Genomic DNA, 20,993 nt, shown 5'->3' on the forward strand with positions numbered 1-20,993 from the left:
CCGACGCGATTCGGACCACTGTCACCGCCGGTCGCGACCGCAATACTCACTCGCGACGTCGAATACTCACTCGGGGGCGCGAATACTCACTCGCGGGCGCGGTCGGCCTTCTTGCGGCGGCGCATGTCGTGCAGGATCGGCTCGGTGTAGCCGTTAGGCTGCGCGGCGCCCTCGACGATCAGGCGGCGGGCGGACTCGAAGGCGATGCCGCGACCCCGTGCCTCGCCGTCGAGCAGGGGCTCGCAGTCGGGGTCGCCGGCGTTCCGCGCGTCGACGACCGACGCGAGCTTCTCGAGGCTGCGGTCGACGTCATCGGTGTCGATGACGTCGTGCGCGAGCCAGTTGGCGAGCAGCTGGCTCGAGATGCGGAGCGTGGCCCGGTCCTCCATCAGCGCGATGCCGTTGATGTCGGGGACCTTCGAGCATCCGACGCCCTGGTCGATCCACCGCACCACGTACCCGAGGATCGACTGCACGTTGTTGTCGACCTCGGCCGGCACCGCGTCACGGCCGAGCGGCTCGGTCTGCAGCGGCGGGATCAGGATGTCGTCGATGCCGCGCGGGGGCCGCTCCGCGACGCCACGTTGGCGTCCTCGTACGCGCCGAGGAACGGCTGCGCCTTGATGGCGGCCTTGGGCGCCACCGGGCCGGCGTGCAGCGAGGTGTGGATCTCGTCGCCGGTGCGGTCGAGGAACCCGGTGTTGATGAAAACGATGCGGTCCGCCGCCTCGGCGATCGCCGCGCGCAGGTTGAGGGTGGTGCGCCGCTCCTCGTCCATGATGCCGACCTTGAGGGTGTTCGCCGGTCTCGGGCCCCGAAGTGCGGGTGACGCTCGAAGCCGCGCCCGTCATGGTGAAGGCGCTGCGCGAGGCGGTCGCCACGCTGCAGCGCGCCGTGCCCCGGTGAGCTGAGCGCGTCAGCCGTGCTCGCCCGCCGACCGACCGGGACGACGGGAGCTGACCGCGTCGTAGGTGCGCCGCAGCCGCTCGGTCATCTGCGGGAAGTCCTGCTGCAGAACCAGCACGAAGAGCATGTCGACGAGCGCGAGCTGCGCGATGCGGCTCGCCATCGCGCCGCTACGGTAGCGGCTCTCCCGCACGCTCGTGCGCAGCACGATGTCGCACACGTCGTCCAGCGATGACGCCGCGGCGTTGGTGATGCCCACCGTGACGGCCCCGGCGTCCCGCGCCGCGGCGAGGAAGTCCAGGGTCTCGCGCGTCTCGCCGCGGAAGGAGACGCCGATCGCCACCGACCCCTCGCCCAGCAGCGCAGCCTGCACGAGCGCCAGGTGGACGTCGACAGCCACACCTGCGGGCTTCCCGATGCGGCTGAGCTTCTGGTGCAGGTCCTGCGCGGTCAGCGACGAGGAGCCGGCCCCGTACAGCTCGATGCGCGTCGCGCGCCGAATGGCCTCCACAGCACGCGTGACGGCCTCGGTGTCGAGGAACTGAGCGGTATCCTCGATCGCCTGCACCTCCTGGAAAGCGATCTTCGCGATGATGTCGGTGACCGTGTCGCCGGGGGTGATCTCTCCTCCGGCGATGTCGAAGCGCACGAGCTGCGCTTCATCGCGGCTGAGTGCGGTCGCCACCTCGAGCCGGAATTCGCGGAAGCCGGGGTAGCCGAGGCTCTGGCAGAACCGCGCGACCGTGGACTGAGAGGCCCCACTGGCCTGCGCGAGCCCCATGATCGTCGATGTCCGCAGTGCGTCGGGGTCGGCCAGCACCGTCTCGGCGACCCGCCGTTCCGATGCGCTCAGCCGATCGAGCGCCTGCCGCACCCGCAGGAGCACATCCATCAGGACACCTCGGTCATCTCACGCAGCGCCGTGCGCAGGCTGCCGCCGGCGGCGGCGAGCGCCGCCTGCGCGGCCTCGGCCGTGGTCCCCGTCATGCATATCAGTATCGCGGGCTTCGCGGCCCACGCCGTCGCGTCGAGCGCGCGGCGGGCGTCACCGGCGGGCACGTCGGCGACCGTCATCACGGTGCGCAGCGCGCGGGCGCGCAGCTTGGCGTTGGTCGCGCGCACGTCGACCATGCGGTTGCCGTAGGTCTTGCCCAGCCGCACCATGACGAGCGTCGAGACGGTGTTGAGCACGATCTTCTGCGCGGTCCCCGCCTTCAGGCGGGTGGAGCCGGCGATGAGCTCGGGTCCGACGACGACGTCGATGGCGATGTCGGATGCCGCGCCGACCGGTGATCCGGCGTTGCAGCTGACCCCAACGGTCGCTGCGCCGCGCTCCCTCGCGCGGCCGAGCGCGCCCACGACGTAAGGCGTGCGCCCCGAGGCGCTTACCCCGATCACGCAGTCGTCCGGCCCGACCGCGGCGGCTTCGAGGTCGGCGGCACCGGCCGGGGCGTCGTCCTCGGCGTTCTCGACGGCGGTGGTCACTGCGGCGGGCCCGCCCGCGATGATGCCGACGACGCGGTCCGCCGGCTCGCCGAACGTGGGAGGGATCTCGCTCGCGTCGAGGATGCCGAGACGGCCCGGGGTGCCCGCACCGACGTAAAGCAGGCGCCCGCCGCGAGCCATGCGCTCGGCGGCGAGGTCGACGGCCCGCCCGATGGCATCCGCGGCGACGTCGAGCGCCGCCGTCACGTCGCGGGTGTGCGAGATCATGGCGGCGACGAGCTCCGGCGTCGACATCAGATCGAGCGCCGCGAACTGCGGGTCGACGCCCTCCGTGACCAGCCCCGACAGTTCCCGACCCAGGGCATCCACATCAGTCATGGCGTACCACGCTTCCTTCGTAGGCCGATCCCCGTCGGCGCGCGATGAATTCCGCACCGTCGCATGCATCTCCGCGGGGATCGACGAGTTCTGCGCCCTGGGCCGTGAGGAGAGCCGTCACCGGTGAACGGAACGCGGGGGCGCCCGCGATGCCGCCGAGCAGACAGTACGGTCCGGTGGTCGCCGTGCACGCATGGGCCACCGCCCGGGCGGCGCGCGCGACGATGTCCTGAGCGATGGGGTCGCCGTCACCGGCCTCGCTGAGCACCGAGGGGGCGAATCGCGCGAGCTGCCGAGCAGGGGCGCCGCTGCCGGAGACCCAGGCGGGGAGCGCCGATGGCGGTCCGGCAACCGCCCGCGCGTGCTCGCTCAGCGTCGTGCGCGGTCCGCGGCCGTCATGCGCGGCGAGCACCGCCCGCAGACCCTCCTGCCCGATCCATCGTCCGCTCCCCTCGTCGCCGAGCCACGGCCCCCACCCGTCGACCCTCACGAGCGCACCATCGCGCAGGGTGATCAGCACGGTGCCGGTGCCGACGATGACGATCGTGCCGGGCGAGCCGGCGAAGGCTCCCGCATGCGCCGTGACAGCGTCGCTCGCGACGGCCGCGGGCACGCACAGGCGCCCCGCCAGCGCCGTCGCCAGTGCCGCAGCTCCGGAGCGGGCGGCCTCGGCTCCTGCCGCTCCCACTCCGATCGCGGTGACGCCCTCGCGAACGTCGTCGGGCAGGCGGTCGAACGCGGCGGCGACGGCCGCCAGTGCCTGGCCGGCCCCGTCGGCGTCGGCCAGGCCGGGAAAGCCCACGCCCGCCGCAGAGGCCGTGCCGACGCGCACCCGGCAGCCGGTCTTGCCCAGGTCGACCGCCGCGACGCTCATGCCCTCCCTCCGTGGTCCACGTGCATGCGCAGCACCCGCGGCGCTGTTGCGCGCGCGATCTCGGGGACCGCCTGCGCCGAGAGATCCCACTGTCCCGCCACCGCGGCGCGGCCGGCCGGCGTCCCGGGAAGCGACAGCGGCACGCGCGCCGCCGACAGCCATGCGAGCACGGCGAACATGACCGTCTCCCGCGCCGCCGCGGGCAGTCCCCACTCGTCGCTGGTGTCGACCCGCGCCGGCAGCAGTGCGCGCAGCCGGGTCATCAGCACCGGGTTGCGCACGCCGCCGCCCGAGGCGACGACAACGGCGGCATCGCCGGCGTGACGGCGCAGGGCGTCGGCGATGGTCGTCGCGGTGAGCTCGGCCAGGGTGGCGCACAGGTCGTCGAGCGCCACGGTGCGCCCGTCGAGCGCGTCATCGACCGTGTGCAGCGTGAAGGTCTCGCGGCCGGTGGTCTTCGGGACGTCGGCGGTGAAATGGGGATGCCGGCGCAGGCGTTCGAGCAGGTCCGCGTCCACCGCCCCGCAGGCGGCGCGGGAGCCGTCGCGATCGTACGCCTCCGCACCATCGGTCCCCCGCGCGACGACGGCGTCGATCAGAGCGTTCGCGGGGCCGACGTCGAAGGCGGTGACCCCGCCCTGCTCGGTGACGACCTGGATGTTCGCGATGCCGCCGAGGTTCAAAGAGGCGACGGGCGCTTTCGCGCGTTCGGCGGCGGCGCGCAGCCAGAGTCCGTCGAAGACGGCCATGAGCGGAGCGCCCTGGCCCCCCGCCGCGACGTCCGCCACGCGGAGGTTGAACACCACGGGACGCCGGGTGCGCTCGGCGATCCACGCCGGCTCGCCGATTTGCAGCGTCCCCCAGACCCGCCCGCCGTCCACCCCGTGGAAGACGGTCTGCCCGTGCGAGCAGACGACGTCGACGTCGCCATGGGCGTCGATCAGGTTGCCCGCCGCACGCGCGAACGCCTGCCCGACCAGGGTGGTCAGGCGCGTCCAGTGCTGCGGGCTGAGGGGGTCGCCGCCCAGGGCGGGCAGCAGAAGCGCACGTTCCTCCGCCGTCCACGGGGTCTCGGCGTAGGCGATGAGCCCGACGTCCAGCTCGTCGCCGTGCGCGCGCACCTCTACGATGCCGGCATCGATCGCGTCGGCGCTCGTGCCCGACTGCAGCGCGAGGATCCTCACTCGCCCCCCTCGATCCACCGGCGCAGCATCGCCGCGGAGAACGCGGAGTCCGCTCCGACCGCGACGGTCGGAGCGTCCCACGCGGCCGGGAGCGCCCCGACGTGCACGACGATCGTCTGGCCCCGCGCGGCCGCCGCGGCGACGGCCGCGCGCTGAGCCGGGGTAGCGCGATCGGTCACGACGGCCGTCACCGCGCTGCCTGGTCGGCAGAGGCCCCGCAGCAGATCGACAACCGGCACAGCCCGCGATGCGACAGCCTGAGTGGCGTGGTCGCGCGCGTCGACGACGTCGCCCAGATCGCGCAGCGCGGCGACCGCGCCGGATTCCGCACGGGCGCGCCAGGCTGCGTCGATGAGCCCGGCATCGGATGCCGCGAGGGTCGGCCCACCCGGCTCCGCGGCATCGGGCCGTCGGTCGGAGGCCACGTGCGCGGCGAAGCGCGACACCCTGTCATGGGCCTCGCGCAGCCGCGCCGCCTCGAGGCTTCCGTCGGCGAGCGCTCGGGCCACGGCATCCGCCACCTCCCGGTACTGCGCTTCATCGTCGACGCCCGCATGCTCGGGGTTGCCGATGCAGATCAGGTCCGCTCCGGCGGCGAGCGCGCGGACGGCGCCGCCGCCCGCGCCGTACGCGGCGGCGATGGCGGCCATCTCGACGGCATCGGTCACGACCACTCCATTGAACCCGAGCGCGCGCAGCCGCGCGATCGCGGCGGGGTTCACCGTCACCGGCAGGTCGCCCCACTCCGGCACCACGAGGTGAGCGGTCATGATCACGCGCGCTCCGGCCTCGATCGCGGCGACGAAGGGTGGGGCGTGCCGAGACGCCGTGGCCTCGGAGACCGTCGGCAGACCCCGGTGGGAGTCGACGTCGGTGTCGCCGTGACCCGGCCAGTGCTTGGGGCACGCCGCCACGCCGGCCGTCTGGATGCCGGCGACCTGGGCGGCCACGCGCGCGGCGACCTGGTGCGGGTCCGCGCCGAACGAGCGGGGTCCGATCACGGGGTTCGCCGGGTTGTCGTTGACGTCGGCCACCGGTGCCAGCACGACGTTCATCCCCGCCCGGCGCACCCGCGCGCCCAGCACGCTCCCGGCGCGCTCGGCGACGTCGGCGGGGACCAGGCCGAGCTGCGCCGGGGACGGCAGGGTCGACCCCGTCACCGACTCCAGCCGGGTGACGGCGCCGCCTTCCTCGTCGGCCGCGATGAGCACACCGGCGCGCTCCCCGCGCAGCCGCTCGGCCAGCCGGGCGGTGCCGGCGGGGTCATCGGGGTCGATGTTACCCGCGAACAGGCAGACCCCCGCGAGCCCGTGGTGAAGCTCGGCGCGCAGCCACTCGGGCACGGCGCGGCCGGCGAATCCCGGCAGCAGCACACCCGGGATCAGGTCGATGTCGCGCATCTCAGCCCTTCACCGCTCCAGCGACGAGCCCGCTGGACAGGCGGCGCTGCACGATGATGAAGAAGATCATCACCGGCACCGTGATGAGTGTCGAGGCGGCCATCACCGCTCCCCAGTCGTTGGAGTGCTGGCCGAAGAACTGGCGCAGACCGATGGCGACCGTGTAGTTCTCGGTCGAACCGCCCAGCAGCGTCATCGCGAAGATGAACTCGTTCCATGCCGTGATGAAGGCGAACACGCTCGTGGCCACGAGCCCCGGGGCGACGAGGGGCAGCAGCACCGAGCGGAACATCCGCCACCACGATGCGCCGTCGAGGTAGGCCGCCTCCTCCAGCTCCACCGGCACGGCCGCGACGAACCCCCGCAGCATCCAGATGCCGAACGGCAGCGCGAGGGCGGTGTACACGACCATGAGCCCGAGCAGCGTGCCGAGCATCTGCAGATCGCGCACCTGCACAAACAGCGGGATGACCAGCGCCTCGAGCGGGACCATCTGCACGATGAGGATCATCATCACCAGCTGCGTGCGCAGCCGGAACCGGAAGCGGGCGACGGCCACGGATGCCAGCAGCGACAGCAGTCCGGAGACGACCACCACCACCAGCGCGACGACCAGGGAGTTGCGGAGGAACCCGAGGAAGCCGCCGTCGGTGAGCACATAGGTGAAGTTGTCGACCGTGAGGTCCTGGGGGAACGCTTCGACCCCGCCGGAGGGCGTCGCGTCGAAGGCGCTCACCAGCATCCAGTACGTGGGGAAGAGCGTGAACAGCAGCAGCAGCGCCACCAGGACGCCCTTCAGCAGCTGCCGCGCGCGCGAGCGGCGCCTCACAGTTCGTCTTCCTTGAGCAGGCGTCGCACATAGACGACGCTGACGATGAGCAGCAGCACGGTGAGCAGCACCGCGATGGCCGAACCGAACCCGTAGCGGTTCTGACCGAAGGACTCGACGTACGACCACACGCCGAGGTTGAGCACTTCACGGTTGGTGCCGCCGCCTCCCGGCATCAGGTACACCTGCGAGAACACCTTGAAGTCCCAGATCGTCGACAGGATGATCACGACGGCGAAGACCTGGCTGAGCTGCGGGACGGTGATGTTCCAGAACCGCCGCCAGGCGTTCGCGCCGTCGAGCGAGGCGGCCTCGAGCGTCTCCTTCGGGACGCCCAGCAGGCCCGCCAGCACCGTCACGGCCACGAACGGGAAGCCGTGGTGGATCACGTTCAGCAGCACGATCGCGTAGAACGACCACCGGCTGGTGAACCAGTTGTAGGGCTCGTCCATGAGGCCGGCGCCGATCAGCAGCTGATTGACGATGCCGCGGTCCGCGTCGAAGATCCACACCCACACGTACGTGCCGGTGACGGCGGGCATGGCCCACGCGGCCATGATCGCGCTGGCGACCACGGGGCGCCAGAAGCGCCCCAGAGACTGCAGCAGAAGGGCGACGAGGGTGCCCAGCACCACGGTTCCGAAGACGGCGAGCACCGCGAACCCGACCGTGTTCGGCAGCACGACCCTCCAAAGGGTCGGGCTGCCGAGCACCTCGGCGTAGTTCTCGAAGCCGTTGTAGTTCGTCTCTCCCGAGACGATCTCGCGCAGCCCGTAGTCCTGCAGCGAGAACAGCACGACGCGCACGAGCGGCCAGAGCAGGAGCCCGCCCACCACGATCAGCGCGGGCGCGAGCAGAAGCCATGGCCTCCAGCGGTCCATTGGGCGCTTGCGCCCAATGAATGTGGCCACTGGCGCCGTCCCCCCGGCGGCGGAGGTCGCCTCCGCCGCCGGGGCTGTGGGCATGAGCGTCATGCGGAGCTGCTCCTAGTCGATCACTGGCCGTTGAGCACGGCGGTCATCTCGGCCGCGGCATCCTTGGCCGCCGTCGCGACGTCCTTCTGGCCCGACAGGATCGCCTGCACCATCGCGCCCGTGGTCTTCTTCGCCTGCACAGCGCCGAAGGTGGGCGTGACCGGAAGCGAGCCGCCACCCTCGACCATCTGCGTGGCGAAGGGCTGCTGCATCGGGTCGGCCGTGGCGATGGTTTCCTCCAGCAGCGAGGTCTGACCGGGGAAGTAGCCGCTCTGCTGGCCCCACTTCTCCGCGAACTCGCCCGTGGTCATCATTTTGATGAACGCGAATGCGAGGTCCTTGTCGTCGGCCGTCTCGAACATGCTCAGGTGCGAGCCGCCCAGCACCGACGGAGCGATACCGCCGTCCTCTGCGGGGATCGGGATCGCGGCGAACTTGCCGTCCATCTCCGGGTTCTTGTCGACGATCGCCGTCGGCGTCCACGAGCCCATGACCGCCATGCCAACGGTTCCGGCGGCGAACTGGTCGAGCACGTCCGTCTCCTTCCACGTCGTCGCGCCGGCCGACGAGAGACCGTGCTCCGTCGCGAGGCCGGTCCAGAACTCGAGCCCGGCGATGGACTCCGCGCTGTCCAGGCCGCTGACCCACTCGTCGCCGTCCTGCGTGGCAACAGTGCCGCCCGCGCCCCAGACCCACGGATACACGGTCTGCTCCGCGTCGCCGGGAACGGCCACGGCGGTCATGTCGGGGAAGCCCTCCTTGATGGCGAGCCCCGCGGCGCGCAGCTCCTCCCAGTCGCTCGGGGCGTCGAGACCGAGCTCCTCGAAGACGTCGGTGCGGTACACCAGCGAGCGGACGCCGGCATACCAAGGCATGCCGTAGAGCTCGTCGGCGTACGTCCCGGACTCGACGAGCCCGGCCACCAGGTCGTCGTCGATGCCTGCCTCGGCGACCATGTCGCCGATCGGTGCGAGCGCTCCGGCATCGGCGAACTCCGCGGTCCACGTCGTACCCGTTTCCGCCACATCGGGCGTGGTGCCGCCGGCGATCGACGTCACGAACCGGTCGTGGGCATCGGCCCACTGCACGAATTCGACGTTCAGCGTCGCTCCGGTCTCCTCCTCGAAGGCCTCGGCGACCTCGTCGAAGAACGGCTCGGCGTCGGGGTTGGTGCCCTGCATGATCCAAACGTCGAGGGTCTTGCCCTCGCCGCCGGCATCGTCGCTGCCCGTGTTCCCGCCGCCACCGCAGGCGGTGAGGCCGAGAGCTGCCACACCCAACACAGCGATGGGCAAGATGTGCTTCCTCATGTGAACTCCTTTGTGCATTCGGCCTCTGCGGCCCGCGATCAGACTACGGAACAAACCTCCATAAGTCAGCGCAACTTATGGAATGTTCTTTCATTGTGATCTTCCGCGATGACACGCGTGTTTCGGCGTCGCGACGTTTCCCGCATCCCCCAGCAGAGCACGGTCGGGCCCGCGTACGGGCAGACGAAGGGCCGCCGGAAACCCGGCGGCCCTTCGTTCAGCAGGGTGCGCGGTGGGTCAGCTCGCCGCTTCCTCCGCGCGCTGCAGCGCCTCGACCTGTGCGGCATCCGGAACGTAGCCGTCGATGTGACGCTCGGCGGGACCGTCGTAGGCCGACAGGGGGCGGATGAGCGCGTTGGCGGCCTGCTGCTCCATGACGTGCGCCGTCCAGCCGGTCACGCGCGCCGCGATGAACAGGGGCGTGAAGGTCAGCGTGTCGAACCCCATGAGGCTGTACGCCGGACCCGACGGGTAGTCGAGGTTCGGGTAGATCCCCTTGCGGCCGACGAACTCCGACTCCAGCGTCTCGTAGAGCGCGGCGACGTCGGGGCGGTCGTAGTGGGCGATGAGGGTGTCCAGCGCCGCCTTCATCGTCGGCACGCGCGAGTCGCCCCGCTTGTACACGCGGTGCCCGAACCCCATGATCTTGCGCTTCGCGGCGAGGGCCTCGTCGAGCCACGGGATGACGTTGTCGGCATCCCCGATCTCGGTGAAGATGTGCAGCACGGCCTCGTTCGCGCCGCCGTGCAGCGGCCCCTTGAGTGCGCCGATCGCCCCGACCACGGCGGAGTACAGGTCACTGAGGGTCGACGTGATGACCCTGCCGGTGAAGGTCGAGGCGTTGAACGAATGCTCTGCGTACAGGACCATCGAGCGGTTGAACGCGTCGGCCACCACCGGATGCGGCTCCTCGCCGAACGTCATCCAGAGGAAGTTCGCGGAGTAGTCGAGGTCTTCGCGCGGCTCGATGAGCTGCTCGCCGTGGCGGCGGCGCTGCCCGTAGGCGACGACGGCCGGCAGCGCCGCGAACAGTCGGATGCTGCGGTCGAGGTTCTCCGCCGGGGTCCCGGCCGCGTCGAGCACGTTGTCGATGCCGGCGGTGTCGATCGCGCCGATGAGGCTGACCACGGTGCGCACTTCGTCCATCGGGTGAGCGTCCAAGGGGACCGCGTCGATGAGGGCCTTCACCGCGGGCGACAGTGCCCGGTTGGCCCGCTCGATCGCGCGCAGCTCGGCGAGCTGCTCATCGGTGGGCAGCTCTCCGTTCCACAGCAGGTAGGCGACCGCCTCGAACGGCTGCGTCGCCGCGAGCTCCTGCACCGGGTATCCGCGGTACATGAGGCTGTTGATCTCGGGGTCGACCTTGGAGATCGCGGTCACGTCGGCGACGACGCCCGCGAGCCCCTTTTTGATGTCGGTGGTCATCGCACGCTCATTTCTCGATCTCGAAGTTGAAGACGGATGTATCGAAGCGGTTGTACGCCTCGTAGTCGAGCAGGTCGTACAGGTCGGCGCGGTGCTGCATCTCCCCCAGCTTGCCGGTGAGGTGCCCCTCGGCGCCCAGCGTATCCAGCGCGCGTCCCGCCGCGCCCATCGCGATGCGCAGCAACGAGACCGGCCAGATGACGATGTTGACGCCGACGTCGCGCAGCTGCTCGACCGAGAACAGGTCGCTCTTGCCGAACTCCGTCATGTTGGCCAGGATCGGCACGTCCACGGCGGCGCGCACGGCGGCGAATTCCTCGAGGGTGCGCATCGCCTCGGGGAAGATCGCGTCGGCGCCGGCGTCGACGAGGGCGCGGGCCCTGTCGATGGCGGCATCCAGCCCGTCGACGGCGCGGATGTCGGTGCGCGCCATGATGAGGAAGTTCGGGTCGCGGCGGGCGTCGGCGGCGGCGCGGATGCGCTTGATCGCGGTGTCCTCGTCGACGACCGCCTTGCCGTCGAGGTGGCCGCACCGCTTGGGGTTCACCTGGTCCTCGATGTGGGCTCCGGCGATGCCGGCATCCTCGAGGGTCTGGATCGTGCGGGCGACGTTCATGGGCTCGCCGAACCCGGTGTCGGCGTCGATGATCGCCGGCAGGTCGGTCATGCGGGCGATCTGCTGCCCGCGCCCGGCGACCTCGGTGAGGGTCGTCAGCCCGATGTCGGGAAGCCCGAGGTCGGCGCTGAGCACCGCGCCCGAGATGTAGACGCCCTCGAACCCCTTCTGCTGGATGAGGCGGGCCGACAGCGGGTTGAACGCCCCGGGAAAGCGCAGCAGCTCGCCTGTCGCGAGGCGCTCGCGGAACAGCCGCCGCTTGTCAGCGGGGGTCACGGTCGAATACAGCATCAGTGGTCTCCTCTCGGGCGTGCACAACGTCGCCGATCCATCGCGTGGGAAGCGCCACCGGGCGATTCCGGCCCGCGGCCCCACCCGATCGACGACGTTGTGCACGACGCCATGTTTAGAACAGGCCCTTCGGCGCCGGAGCAGCGAGCAGCAGCCCCGGCTTCGCGACGATCGACAGCTGCCGCACCTCATCGGCGGTGAGCTCGGGCAGGCGCTGGGCGAGGTCCAGGAACCGCTCGATCTCGGCCGGCTCGAGCACCGGCTCGGCGAGGATGCGGAACTTGCGGATGTAGTCCTCGCGGGCGAACGGGCGCGCCCCCAGGGGGTGCGCGTCGGCGACGGCGATCTGCTCCTCGATGACGGTGCCGTCGGTCAGGCGGATCTCGACGCGACCGCCGAACGCCTTCTCGGCGGGGTCCTCGGAGTGGTAGCGGCGCGTCCACTCGGCATCCTCGGCCGTGGTGATCTTGTGCCAGAGCGCGACGGTGTCCTCGCGCGCGGCGCGATCGGGGGCGTACGAGTCGACGTGGTGCCAGCCGCCGTCCTGCAGCGCGACGGCGAAGATGTACGGGATCGAGTGGTCGAGCGTCTCGCGCGACGCGGTCGGGTCGTACTTCTGCGGGTCGTTCGCGCCGGAGCCGATGACGTAGTGGGTGTGGTGCGACGTGTGCAGCACGATCGACTCGACGTTGGCCGGATCGGTCGCCTCGGGGTGCTCACGGTGGAGCTTGCGGGCCAGGTCGATCCAGGCCTGCGCCTGGTACTCGGCCGAGTGCTCCTTCGTGTACGAGTCGAGGATCGCGCGCTTGGGCTCCCCCGCGGCGGGCAGCGGCACGTCGTACGACGCGTCGGGGCCGTCGAGCATCCACGCGACGACGCCGTCCTCGCCTTCGTAGATGGGCGACGGGGAGGTCTCGCCGCGCATCGCGCGGTCGACCGCCTCGACGGCCATCTTGCCGGCGAAAGCGGGGGCGTGCGCCTTCCAGGTGGAGATCTCGCCCTTGCGCGACTGCCGGGTCCCGGTGGTCGTGTGCAGCGCCTGGCCGACCGCCTGGTAGATCGTCTCGGTCGGAAGACCCAGCAGCGTGCCGATCCCGGCGGCGGCCGAGGGGCCGAGGTGGGCGACGTGGTCGATCTTGTGCTTGTGCAGGCAGATGGCCCGCACCAGGTCGATCTGGATCTCGTAGCCCGTCGCGATGCCGCGCACGAGCGCGTCGCCGTCGGCGCCGACGTGCTGGGCGACGGCGAGGATCGGCGGGATGTTGTCGCCGGGGTGGGAGTAGTCCGCCGCGAGGAAGGTGTCGTGGTAGTCCAGCTCCCGCACCGCCACGCCGTTGGCCCAGGCCGCCCACTCGGGGCTCGTGCGGCGCTCGAGGGCGCAGCCGAACACGGTGGCGCCGGTGCCGCCGACCGACACGGCGTGGTCGAGCGCCTGCTGGCGGGCCGCGCTCACGGGCGGGCGCGTCAGGGAGGCGGCGGCGACGGCGGCGTTGTCGATGACGCGGTTGATGATCATGTCGACCACCTCGGGCTCGACGGGCACGGGGTCGGTGGCGACCTCGGCGATGTGCCAGGCGAGCTGGCCCTCGCGCGCGAGATTCTCGTCGCTGCGGTGGACGCGCAGGTGGTGCGTGATGGTCATGGGGGTCCTTTCTCAGAACACGGCGGGGCGCGCGGCGGAGCCGTCGTCGAGCGACGTCAGGATGCTCGCGAGCGCGTTGTGCAGGTGGATATGGGTGGCGTGGGCAGCGAGTTCCGCGTCGCCGTCGGCGATGGCGGCGGCGATCAGGCGGTGCTCGGCGACGGATGCCGCGAGCCGCTCGGGGTTGTCGCGTGCGAGTCGCCGCACGCGGACGAGGTGCGTGCGGACGGTCCGCAGCGCCGCGGTGAAGTAGTCGTTCGCCACGGCGGCGTCGAGCTCTGCGTCGAGCTGCGCGATGAGGGCGTAGTACGCGTCGGCCCCACCGGGAGCGCTGAGGTCGACGTCGGCGAACCGATCGACGAAGCGGGCGAACACCGTCCGGTCGCCGCGGCGGGCCGCCAGGGCGGCGGCGGTCTCTTCCAGCGCGCGTCGCAACTCGAACAGCGCCCGGATGTCGTCGGGCTCCACGTCGGTGACGACGGTGACCCGCGGTGACTGCTGCGCGACGAGTCCGTCCGCGGCCAGGCGCCGCAGGGCCTCCCGCAGCGGCGTGCGGCTGACACCGAGGCGGGCGGCCTGTTCGACCTCTCCCAGCACGGTGCCGGCGGGGAGGGCGCCCGACTGTATCTCGGCGAGCAGGGTCGCATAGGCTCGTTCGCCCGCGCGCCCCTGGGTTGCTCCGTCGGTAACCATCGGCATCAGTGTATACATAAACCCCGCCAGGCGGCGATCTTGTCGCGCTGGCACGGAATTGCGTATACATCGCTCAGCCACTGGGCCTGCACAGCTGCCCGGGTGAGGGGATCTGCCCGGATGAGGGCGGATCCCCACGTACATTCCTCAGCCCGGCAGATCTCCTCATCCCGGCCGACCGGCCGGGCGGGGCCAGAGCGGCGCGAGGCCGCTGCAGGCACCGGCGCAGCCGCGGGCGGGGCCGACGCGCGTGCGGGCGCGCCTCTACGCCCCGGCGCCCCGCAGGTGGGTGGCCAGCGCCTCAAGCGCAGGCCGCTGCCCCTTCACGAGCCGGTCGCCCGCGGCACTCAGCCCCACCCACTCCACGCGGTCGACCTCGGGGAAGCGGGCGGTCGCGCCTGAACGCGGCGGCCACTGCATCTCGAACTCGCCGAAGACGAAGTCGCCCGCGGTCGCCGTGAACCCGGCGCCGTCGGCGACGAACACCGTGACCCGCTTGCCCGAGGAGTACGGGTACGTGCCGAGCTCCGCGTACGGCCCCTCGGGCGGGTCGACCCCGAGCTCCTCGCGGAACTCGCGCTGCGCGGCATCCAGTGCCGACTCGGCGTCGGGGTCGTACTCGCCCTTGGGGATCGACCACGCGCCGGCCTCCTTGCCCGCCCAGTACGGACCGCCCATGTGGGCGATCAGCACCTCGGGCTCGCCGTCGGCGAGCCGGTAGAGCAGGAGGCCGGCGCTGTGGACGGGCATCAGGCCGGGCGGGACTTCGGCGAGACCTCGTAGGTGTTCTCGGGGTCGGTCTCGGCCACACCCGAGAGGGCGTCATCGATGGCGCTCATCGTGTCGGCGTCGAGGGTGACGCCCGAAGCCTTGACGGTGTCCTCGAGCTGCTGCGGACGCGACGCGCCCACGAGCGCCGCGGCGACGTTGGGGTTCTGCAGCACCCAGGCGATCGCGAGCTGCGGCATGGTGAGTCCGGCCTGCTCGGCGACGGGCTTGAGCTTCTGCACCGCGGTGAGCACCTCGTCGTTCATGAAGCGCTTGATGAACGCCGCGCCGCTCTTGTCGTCGGTCGCGCGCGACCCCTCGGGAAGCGGCTGCCCGGGCAGGTACTTGCCGCTGAGCACGCCCTGCGCCATCGGCGACCAGACGATCTGCGAGATGCCGAGTTCCTCGGATGCCGGGATGACCTTGCCCTCGATGACGCGCCAGAGCGCGGAGTACTGGGGCTGGTTGGAGACGAGCTGCACGCCCAGGTCCTTCGCGAGCGCGTGACCCTCGCGCAGCTGCTCGGCGGTCCACTCCGAGACGCCGATGTACAGCGCCTTGCCCTGACGGACGATGTCGGCGAAGGCCTGCATCGTCTCTTCCAGCGGGGTCTCGTAGTCGTAGCGGTGCGCCTGGTACAGGTCGACGTAGTCGACGCCGAGGCGGCGGAGCGACCCGTGGATGCCGTCGAAGATGTGCTTGCGGCTGAGGCCCATGTCGTTGGGGCCCTTGCGGCCGATCGGCCAGTAGACCTTCGTGAAGATCTCGACCGACTCGCGCGGCTGGCCCTTCAGCGCCTCACCGAGCACCTCTTCGGCTGCGGTGTTGGCGTAGGTGTCCGCCGTGTCGAACGAGGTGATGCCGAGATCGAGGGCCTTGTGCACCGTGGCGATCGCCGCCTCGTTCTCGACCTGCGAGGCATGGGTGATCCAGTTGCCGTACGTGATCTCCGAGACCTTGAAACCTGAGTTGCCGAGATAGCGATAGTTGACCATGGGAAAACGCTACCCCGGGTTGCCCGAGGGCGGGGCGGGGGTGGACACCCCCGCTCGGTCCGTGTAGCGGCGTCAGGCCTCGACGGGCATGTCCTCGGCGGCGCGCTCGTCGTCCTCGGTGGCCACGAGCTGACCGCAGGCGCCGTCGATCTCCTTGCCCCGGGTGTCGCGGAGGGTCGTCGGCACGCCGGCGTCATTGAGGCGGCGGACGAACTCGTCCTGCACGTCCTTGTCGGACGACGTCCAGATCGACCCGGGCGTCGGGTTCAGCGGGATCGGGTTCACGTGCACCCAGCCGCGACCGCGCGCATTGAGCTTCTCGGCCAGCAGGTCGGCGCGCCAGGCGTGGTCGTTCATGTCCTTGATGAGGGCGTACTCGATCGAGACGCGGCGACCGGTCTTGTCGAAATACTCGCGCGCGGCATCCAGCGCCTCATCGACCTTCCAGCGGGAGTTCACCGGGATGAGCTCGTCACGCAGATGGTCGTCGGGGGCGTGCAGCGAGAGCGCGAACGTCACCGGGATGTCCTCGTCGGCGAGTTTGCGGATCGCCGGCACGAGTCCGACGGTCGAGACCGTGACCCCGCGGGCGCTCATGCCGAGCCCGTGCTTCTTGTCGACCATCGTGCGCACGGCCTGCATGACGCGGTTGTAGTTGGCCAGCGGCTCGCCCATGCCCATGAAAACGATGTTGGTGACGCGTTCACCCTCGTGACCCACCTTGCGCGGGTCGCCGAGACCGCCCTCGGCGATGAGCCGGTTGGCGCGCACCACCTGGTCGACGATCTCGGCGGCCGACATGTTGCGCGTGAGTCCCGCCTGGCCGGTGGCGCAGAACGGGCAGTTCATGCCGCAGCCGGCCTGGCTCGACACGCACAGCGTGATGCGGCCGGGGTAGCGCATGAGCACCGACTCGACGAGGGCGCCGTCGTGCAGCTTCCACAGGAACTTGATCGTGTCGCCCTTGTCGGTCTCCAGGCGCCGCACCTCGGTGAGCAGCGGCGGCAACAGTCCGTGGACGAGCTCCTCGCGACCGGCTGCGGGGAGGTCGGTCATGTGGGCCGGGTCGGCGGTGTAGTGCGTGAAGTAGTGCTTCTCGAGCTGGGCAGCGCGGAAGCCCAGCATCCCGAGCTCCTTGACCTTCTCGACACGCTGCTCGGGCGTGAGGTCGGCCAGGTGCACCGGCGGCTTGCCGCGCTTCGGGCTCGCGAACTGCAGCAGCGGACGGCCTTCGGCATCCTTCTGCTGCGACCAGCCCTCGGTCGCCGGGCGGACCTGCCGGGGCTTGGTGGCGCGCACGGGGGAGGTATCGGTCATGCTCCCAGGGTACGGGAGGCGTGCTGGACAGGTGCTGGTGGGGTTAGCACACCGCAGCGGCACGGCGGGAGGGCTGGAACGCGCCGCCGCGGCGCGGATACCGTGGCTGCGTGAGTGACGAGGCGATCGAGATCCGTGACATCCGACCCGAGGATGCCGGAGAGGTGCTGACCCTGCAACGCGCGGCGTTCGTCAGCGAGGCGCTCATCTACGGCGACCCCGACATGCCGCCGCTGACGCAGACGCTCGATGAGCTCGCCGCGGAACTCGTCGACAACCTCGGCTGCGTCGCCCTCGACGGCCCCCGCATCGTCGGGGCGGTGCGGGCGCGACGAGACGGCGAGCTGCTGCTGATCGGACGCATCACGATCGCCCCCGACCAGCAGGGGCGCGGCATCGGCACGAAGCTGCTGGCGGCCGTCGAGCAGCGCGGGCGGGATGCCGGCGCGCGCACGGCCGAACTCTTCACCGGGTCGCTCAGCGAGGCGAACCTGCGGCTCTACGAGCGCGAGGGCTATGCCGAGTCCGAGCGGGTTCCCGGTGACGGCAGCGACCAGGTCTTCCTGCGCAAGCCGCTGGCCTGACCGGCCTTCGCCTGCCGCGGATCGCGGCTTCGGACCGCCGTGTGGCCTCACCTGTCGCGAACTGTCCCCTGCCGCGCCGTCACACGACACTTTGCGACAGGCGAGCCGCCGGTCGCCCGCCGCGGCGGGATCCACCGGCGGCTTCGGCCCGCGTCTGGCCTCACCTGTCCCGAACTGTCCCCTGCCGCGCCATCACACGACACTTTGAGACAGGCGAGCCGCCGGTCGGCGGGCGCCGATCACGAGCAGCAGGATGCCGCCCACCACCCATGCCGCCAGGGTCACCGCCGCCGTCAGCCCACCGGCGCCGCCGAAGTACGCCGCGGACCGCACGAGCGTGCCGGTCGCGCCGGGAGGAAGCAGCTGACCGACCAGTCCCCAGCCGGCGGGCAGCCACGCCGACGTCGTCGCGATGCCGGCCAGCGGGTTGCCGATGAACATCATCACCATCGCGCCGATCGTGAAGCCCTTGCCGCCGAAGGCCTCCTGCAGTCCGGCCAGCGCCAGCGCGAGTGCCGCGATGCCGAGGGACATCGCTGCGGCCACCGGCCAGAAGCTCGCTGCGGCGATGCTGCCGAACGCGAAGGCGAGGACCGCCGCGACGATCAGCCCGCCCACGACCGAGAACGTGGCGATGCCGGCGACGGCCCAGCCGAGACGGCGCGCGAACACCTTGCGGAATGCCACAGCGGGCACGATCCCACCGAAGACCAGGGGGAAGGCCAGCCCACCGATGCCGATGCCGGTGGGGTCGGCGCCCGGCAGGGCCACGACATCGGTCACCTGCGCCGTGCCCCCGGAGGCGGCTGCCACCGCCTGCGCGGAGGCGGAGAGTCCGCCCGAGATCACGGCGGACCCGGCGCTCGCGACCAAGGCGTGCACACCGGATCCCTCGACCACGAGTCCACCGACGACCTCGCGGTCGGCGATGGCGGCGCGCAGATCCTCCTCCGAGGCGAAGGCGCGCGCATCGTAGGCGTCCGGCGCCGCCTGCTGCAGCGCCGCTTCCACGCCGTCGACGGCCTCGGATGCCGCGACGATCCCGATCGGCAGATCGTGGGCCCCGCTCTTGAGCGACGGCATGATGAACAGCATCAGCAGCACGACGAGGATGGCACCCAGCGCGACGGTGAGACCGACCAGCTTCGCCAGCGCCGGCGGCGTGCGCCGCGGACGAGGCGCGAGCGGGGCGTCCTCTGCGGAGGCGGCGACGTCGGCGGAGGTGACGGTGGTCATGAAGGGTCCTGACTGCGAAGATGAGAAGCGGAGCGGTACCCTCCGATTATACGGATGCTAATCCTCCACTTTTCCGGTGAGCCGCCCAGGGGCGATCCCGCGCGGCATCCGACGACGAGAGGACGCGCATGCGCTCAGACGCCGCACGACGACGGGAGCGGATCATCCGCGAAGCGCGAGCGCTCTTCGCCGCGCAGGGTGGCACTGTCGCCCTCGAGACGATCGCCGAGGCCAGCGACGTGGGCATCGCGACGCTCTACCGCAACTTCGATTCCCGCACGGCACTGGCCGACGCCGTGGCGCTGGCCATCCTGACCGACATGCGGGATGCCGCCGCTCTGGCGCTCGCACGGATCGACGCCGACCCGCAAGACGGGTGGCACGGGTTCGTCACGGCGCTGGTGGATCTGGACCTCGGCGCCCTCACCGACGCCCTCGCCCACCACGTCGTCGGCGACATCTCGGGGCCGATGCGCGAAGCGCAGGAGCAGACGCTCGATCGCATCGCCGCCGTGCTCTCGGCGGCGCGCGCGGCCGGCGTCGTACGCGCCGAGATCGAGCCGCTCGAATTGGTGCTGGCGATCGGCATGCTCACCCGGCCGCAACCCGAGCCGATCCGCACCGCGGTGCCGAAGCTCGTGCCGCGCCTGATCGCGGTGCTCGAGGCGGGCCTGGGCGCATGACGCCCCCTGCGCATGCCCCCGGAGTACGACGCCGCTGAGCTGACCCGGCGTCACCAGGGCGATCCCGCGCCGGATCAGCCGGCGGGCGAACCCAGATACAGCGGGTTGCCGTCGATGTCACGCACCTGCGCGACGCGCTCACCCCACGGCATGTCTGCCGGCGGCTCGGTCGACGAGCCACCGGCATCCAGCACCGCCCGGTACGTCGCGTCCACATCGTCGACGTAGAGCCAGATCGCGATGCGCCCGGATGCCGTCACTTCGGGCTCCAGCCCGATGCCGACCGTGCCGCCGCCCACCCCCAGCGCGACGTAGACATCCTCGAACCGGTAGGACTCGACGGCGTGGAACGCCGCACGATAGAACGACACGAGGGCCGGAAGATCACGGGTACGCAGGATCGGGAACAGCCGTGCCACCGTCATGGCGTCACGGTACCCCCGGCCGCGCCCGGTGTCATCGGGCGGTGGGGCATCCTGGACACGACCCGTTTGGAGAACTCCGTGACCATCCCCCGCATCGCCTTCCTCGACGTCGACGGCACGATCCTCGACCACGGCAAGGACATCGCCGCGTCCACGGTCGAGGCCGTGCGCTACGCCCGCGCCGCCGGGTGTCTGGTGTACCTCTGCACCGGCCGCTCCTCCGGAGACATCGACGCCCGGGTGCTCGAGATCGGCTTCGACGGCGCCATCACCAACGGGGGCGCCTACGCCACCGCCGGCGACGAGACCATCGTGGCCGACCCCATGCCCCGGGATGCCGTCGAGCGCCTCGTCGACTACTTCGAGCAGCACGGCATCCTCTACTTCTTGCAGACGGATGCCGCCGTGTACGCGACCCCGGAAGCGCAGGCGGCCACGGCGGCGTTCATGGAGCAGTGGCTGAGCGCCCACGGCGACGCGGACGAGCCGCAGACGGCGCCGCAGGGCGTCCCGCGCTTCCTGCACATGGCCGACATCGACCTCGACCACGTCGCCAAGGCGGTCTTCCTCGGCGACGACCCGGGAACCGTCGAGCGGGCGCGGGCGGACCTCGGCGACCGCTTCCACGTCGTCGCGGGCAGCATGCCGCTGCCGGGCGGGACAAACGGCGAGATCGGCATGCGCGGCACGACGAAGGGCTCCGCAATCCAGCGCGTGCTCGACCACCTCGGCATCGATCCCGCCGAGTCGATCGGCATCGGCGACAGCTGGAACGACGTGGAGATGTTCGAGGTGTGCGGCGTCGGCATCGCGATGGGCAACGCCGAGGACGCGCTCAAGGCCCGCGCCGACGAGGTCACCGCGAGCATCCACCACGACGGCGTGCACCGCGCATTCGTGCGCCACGGCCTGATCGCGGGCTGACCCCCGCGCCCCCGCGCCCGCGCGCCGCCAGAGCTGCTCGAGTGTCACGTCCGCACGGTCCACGCCCGCGCAACCCACCACACGCGACACCGG

General features: G+C 71.2%; 22 protein-coding genes. 3 read left to right on the plus strand and 19 right to left on the minus strand.

Annotated features, from left to right (window positions below):
* Positions 1–86: 86 nt before the first annotated feature.
* The 17 genes from QNO14_RS13775 to rlmN all read right to left on the minus strand — a co-directional run bounded on the left by QNO14_RS13775 (position 87) and on the right by rlmN (position 17,048).
* Positions 87–500: a hypothetical protein gene (locus tag QNO14_RS13775; protein WP_257506539.1), complete on the minus strand. Its 414-nt coding sequence runs from the start codon at positions 498–500 to the stop codon at positions 87–89.
* A gap of 38 nt (positions 501–538) precedes the next feature.
* Positions 539–778 (minus strand): hypothetical protein, encoded by a 240-nt coding sequence (locus QNO14_RS13780; RefSeq protein ID WP_257506538.1) that lies wholly within the window; start codon positions 776–778, stop codon positions 539–541.
* 138 nt (positions 779–916) lie between these two features.
* Positions 917–1,798, minus strand: a complete 882-nt coding sequence (locus QNO14_RS13785) for a MurR/RpiR family transcriptional regulator (protein ID WP_257494346.1) — start codon at positions 1,796–1,798, stop codon at positions 917–919.
* Positions 1,798–2,730 carry an N-acetylmuramic acid 6-phosphate etherase gene (gene murQ, locus QNO14_RS13790; RefSeq protein WP_257494347.1) on the minus strand — a complete coding sequence of 311 codons (933 nt, stop codon included), beginning with the start codon at positions 2,728–2,730 and terminating at the stop codon, positions 1,798–1,800. The genes QNO14_RS13785 and murQ overlap by 1 nt, the downstream gene beginning before the upstream one ends.
* Positions 2,723–3,604 carry an N-acetylglucosamine kinase gene (locus QNO14_RS13795; protein ID WP_257506537.1) on the minus strand — a complete coding sequence of 294 codons (882 nt, stop codon included), beginning with the start codon at positions 3,602–3,604 and terminating at the stop codon, positions 2,723–2,725. The genes murQ and QNO14_RS13795 overlap by 8 nt, the downstream gene beginning before the upstream one ends.
* On the minus strand, positions 3,601–4,788 hold the full coding sequence (locus QNO14_RS13800) for an anhydro-N-acetylmuramic acid kinase (RefSeq protein WP_257494349.1): 1,188 nt from the start codon (positions 4,786–4,788) through the stop codon (positions 3,601–3,603). The genes QNO14_RS13795 and QNO14_RS13800 overlap by 4 nt, the downstream gene beginning before the upstream one ends.
* Positions 4,785–6,188, minus strand: coding sequence for a glycoside hydrolase family 3 N-terminal domain-containing protein (locus tag QNO14_RS13805; protein WP_257506536.1), 1,404 nt, complete (start codon positions 6,186–6,188; stop codon positions 4,785–4,787). Before QNO14_RS13805 ends, QNO14_RS13800 begins: the two co-directional genes overlap by 4 nt.
* 1 nt (position 6,189) lies before the next feature.
* Positions 6,190–7,017 (minus strand): carbohydrate ABC transporter permease, encoded by an 828-nt coding sequence (locus QNO14_RS13810; protein WP_257506535.1) that lies wholly within the window; start codon positions 7,015–7,017, stop codon positions 6,190–6,192.
* Positions 7,014–7,898: a carbohydrate ABC transporter permease gene (locus QNO14_RS13815; protein WP_257506534.1), complete on the minus strand. Its 885-nt coding sequence runs from the start codon at positions 7,896–7,898 to the stop codon at positions 7,014–7,016. The genes QNO14_RS13810 and QNO14_RS13815 overlap by 4 nt, the downstream gene beginning before the upstream one ends.
* Before the next feature lie 113 nt (positions 7,899–8,011).
* Positions 8,012–9,301 carry a sugar ABC transporter substrate-binding protein gene (locus QNO14_RS13820; RefSeq protein WP_257494353.1) on the minus strand — a complete coding sequence of 430 codons (1,290 nt, stop codon included), beginning with the start codon at positions 9,299–9,301 and terminating at the stop codon, positions 8,012–8,014.
* Between the two features lie 237 nt (positions 9,302–9,538).
* A complete protein-coding gene (locus tag QNO14_RS13825; RefSeq protein ID WP_257506533.1) occupies positions 9,539–10,726 on the minus strand; it encodes a bifunctional 2-methylcitrate synthase/citrate synthase in 1,188 nt (395 codons plus the stop codon).
* Positions 10,727–10,733: 7 nt separating this feature from the next.
* Positions 10,734–11,633 carry a methylisocitrate lyase gene (gene prpB, locus QNO14_RS13830; RefSeq protein ID WP_257506532.1) on the minus strand — a complete coding sequence of 300 codons (900 nt, stop codon included), beginning with the start codon at positions 11,631–11,633 and terminating at the stop codon, positions 10,734–10,736.
* Positions 11,634–11,748: 115 nt separating this feature from the next.
* Complete coding sequence (locus QNO14_RS13835; protein ID WP_257506531.1) at positions 11,749–13,275, minus strand: MmgE/PrpD family protein; 1,527 nt, start codon at positions 13,273–13,275, stop codon at positions 11,749–11,751.
* A gap of 12 nt (positions 13,276–13,287) precedes the next feature.
* A complete protein-coding gene (locus QNO14_RS13840; protein WP_257494357.1) occupies positions 13,288–13,968 on the minus strand; it encodes a GntR family transcriptional regulator in 681 nt (226 codons plus the stop codon).
* Between the two features lie 264 nt (positions 13,969–14,232).
* Positions 14,233–14,718, minus strand: a complete 486-nt coding sequence (locus QNO14_RS13845; protein ID WP_257506530.1) for an NUDIX hydrolase — start codon at positions 14,716–14,718, stop codon at positions 14,233–14,235.
* Positions 14,718–15,731 carry an aldo/keto reductase family protein gene (locus tag QNO14_RS13850; RefSeq protein WP_257506529.1) on the minus strand — a complete coding sequence of 338 codons (1,014 nt, stop codon included), beginning with the start codon at positions 15,729–15,731 and terminating at the stop codon, positions 14,718–14,720. The genes QNO14_RS13845 and QNO14_RS13850 overlap by 1 nt, the downstream gene beginning before the upstream one ends.
* Before the next feature lie 72 nt (positions 15,732–15,803).
* Positions 15,804–17,048, minus strand: a complete 1,245-nt coding sequence (gene rlmN, locus QNO14_RS13855; protein ID WP_257506528.1) for a dual-specificity RNA methyltransferase RlmN — start codon at positions 17,046–17,048, stop codon at positions 15,804–15,806.
* Between the two features lie 110 nt (positions 17,049–17,158).
* On the opposite strand from rlmN, the gene QNO14_RS13860 reads away from it, so the two are divergent.
* Positions 17,159–17,632 carry a GNAT family N-acetyltransferase gene (locus QNO14_RS13860; RefSeq protein ID WP_257506527.1) on the plus strand — a complete coding sequence of 158 codons (474 nt, stop codon included), beginning with the start codon at positions 17,159–17,161 and terminating at the stop codon, positions 17,630–17,632.
* A gap of 192 nt (positions 17,633–17,824) precedes the next feature.
* Here QNO14_RS13860 and QNO14_RS13865 read toward each other — a convergent pair whose 3' ends face one another.
* Positions 17,825–18,868, minus strand: a complete 1,044-nt coding sequence (locus tag QNO14_RS13865; protein ID WP_257506526.1) for a hypothetical protein — start codon at positions 18,866–18,868, stop codon at positions 17,825–17,827.
* 128 nt (positions 18,869–18,996) lie between these two features.
* Here QNO14_RS13865 and QNO14_RS13870 point away from each other — a divergent pair, with 128 nt between their 5' ends.
* The gene (locus tag QNO14_RS13870) at positions 18,997–19,551 is read left to right on the plus strand and encodes a TetR/AcrR family transcriptional regulator (RefSeq protein WP_257506525.1); all 555 of its coding nucleotides are present in this window, start codon (positions 18,997–18,999) and stop codon (positions 19,549–19,551) included.
* Between the two features lie 74 nt (positions 19,552–19,625).
* Here QNO14_RS13870 and QNO14_RS13875 read toward each other — a convergent pair whose 3' ends face one another.
* The gene (locus QNO14_RS13875) at positions 19,626–19,976 is read right to left on the minus strand and encodes a VOC family protein (RefSeq protein WP_257494364.1); all 351 of its coding nucleotides are present in this window, start codon (positions 19,974–19,976) and stop codon (positions 19,626–19,628) included.
* Between the two features lie 78 nt (positions 19,977–20,054).
* Here QNO14_RS13875 and QNO14_RS13880 point away from each other — a divergent pair, with 78 nt between their 5' ends.
* On the plus strand, positions 20,055–20,900 hold the full coding sequence (locus QNO14_RS13880) for an HAD family hydrolase (protein ID WP_257506524.1): 846 nt from the start codon (positions 20,055–20,057) through the stop codon (positions 20,898–20,900).
* Positions 20,901–20,993: the final 93 nt, after the last annotated feature.

This window comes from Microbacterium sp. zg-Y625, assembly GCF_030246925.1.
Classification (GTDB): Bacteria; Actinomycetota; Actinomycetes; order Actinomycetales; family Microbacteriaceae; genus Microbacterium; species Microbacterium jiangjiandongii.

Bases quoted from the DNA above. Each gene is read 5' to 3' on its own strand.
- QNO14_RS13780 (WP_257506538.1), bottom strand. From the start codon at position 778: ATGGACGAGGAGCGGCGCACCACCCTCAACCTGCGCGCGGCGATCGCC.
- QNO14_RS13785 (WP_257494346.1), bottom strand. From the start codon at position 1,798: ATGGATGTGCTCCTGCGGGTGCGGCAGGCGCTCGATCGGCTGAGCGCA.
- murQ (WP_257494347.1), bottom strand. From the start codon at position 2,730: ATGACTGATGTGGATGCCCTGGGTCGGGAACTGTCGGGGCTGGTCACG.
- QNO14_RS13795 (WP_257506537.1), bottom strand. From the start codon at position 3,604: ATGAGCGTCGCGGCGGTCGACCTGGGCAAGACCGGCTGCCGGGTGCGC.
- QNO14_RS13805 (WP_257506536.1), bottom strand. From the start codon at position 6,188: ATGCGCGACATCGACCTGATCCCGGGTGTGCTGCTGCCGGGATTCGCC.
- QNO14_RS13815 (WP_257506534.1), bottom strand. From the start codon at position 7,898: ATGGACCGCTGGAGGCCATGGCTTCTGCTCGCGCCCGCGCTGATCGTG.
- QNO14_RS13820 (WP_257494353.1), bottom strand. From the start codon at position 9,301: ATGAGGAAGCACATCTTGCCCATCGCTGTGTTGGGTGTGGCAGCTCTC.
- QNO14_RS13825 (WP_257506533.1), bottom strand. From the start codon at position 10,726: ATGACCACCGACATCAAAAAGGGGCTCGCGGGCGTCGTCGCCGACGTG.
- prpB (WP_257506532.1), bottom strand. From the start codon at position 11,633: ATGCTGTATTCGACCGTGACCCCCGCTGACAAGCGGCGGCTGTTCCGC.
- QNO14_RS13835 (WP_257506531.1), bottom strand. From the start codon at position 13,275: ATGACCATCACGCACCACCTGCGCGTCCACCGCAGCGACGAGAATCTC.
- QNO14_RS13840 (WP_257494357.1), bottom strand. From the start codon at position 13,968: ATGGTTACCGACGGAGCAACCCAGGGGCGCGCGGGCGAACGAGCCTAT.
- QNO14_RS13845 (WP_257506530.1), bottom strand. From the start codon at position 14,718: ATGCCCGTCCACAGCGCCGGCCTCCTGCTCTACCGGCTCGCCGACGGC.
- QNO14_RS13850 (WP_257506529.1), bottom strand. From the start codon at position 15,731: ATGGTCAACTATCGCTATCTCGGCAACTCAGGTTTCAAGGTCTCGGAG.
- rlmN (WP_257506528.1), bottom strand. From the start codon at position 17,048: ATGACCGATACCTCCCCCGTGCGCGCCACCAAGCCCCGGCAGGTCCGC.
- QNO14_RS13865 (WP_257506526.1), bottom strand. From the start codon at position 18,868: ATGACCACCGTCACCTCCGCCGACGTCGCCGCCTCCGCAGAGGACGCC.
- QNO14_RS13870 (WP_257506525.1), top strand. From the start codon at position 18,997: ATGCGCTCAGACGCCGCACGACGACGGGAGCGGATCATCCGCGAAGCG.
- QNO14_RS13875 (WP_257494364.1), bottom strand. From the start codon at position 19,976: ATGACGGTGGCACGGCTGTTCCCGATCCTGCGTACCCGTGATCTTCCG.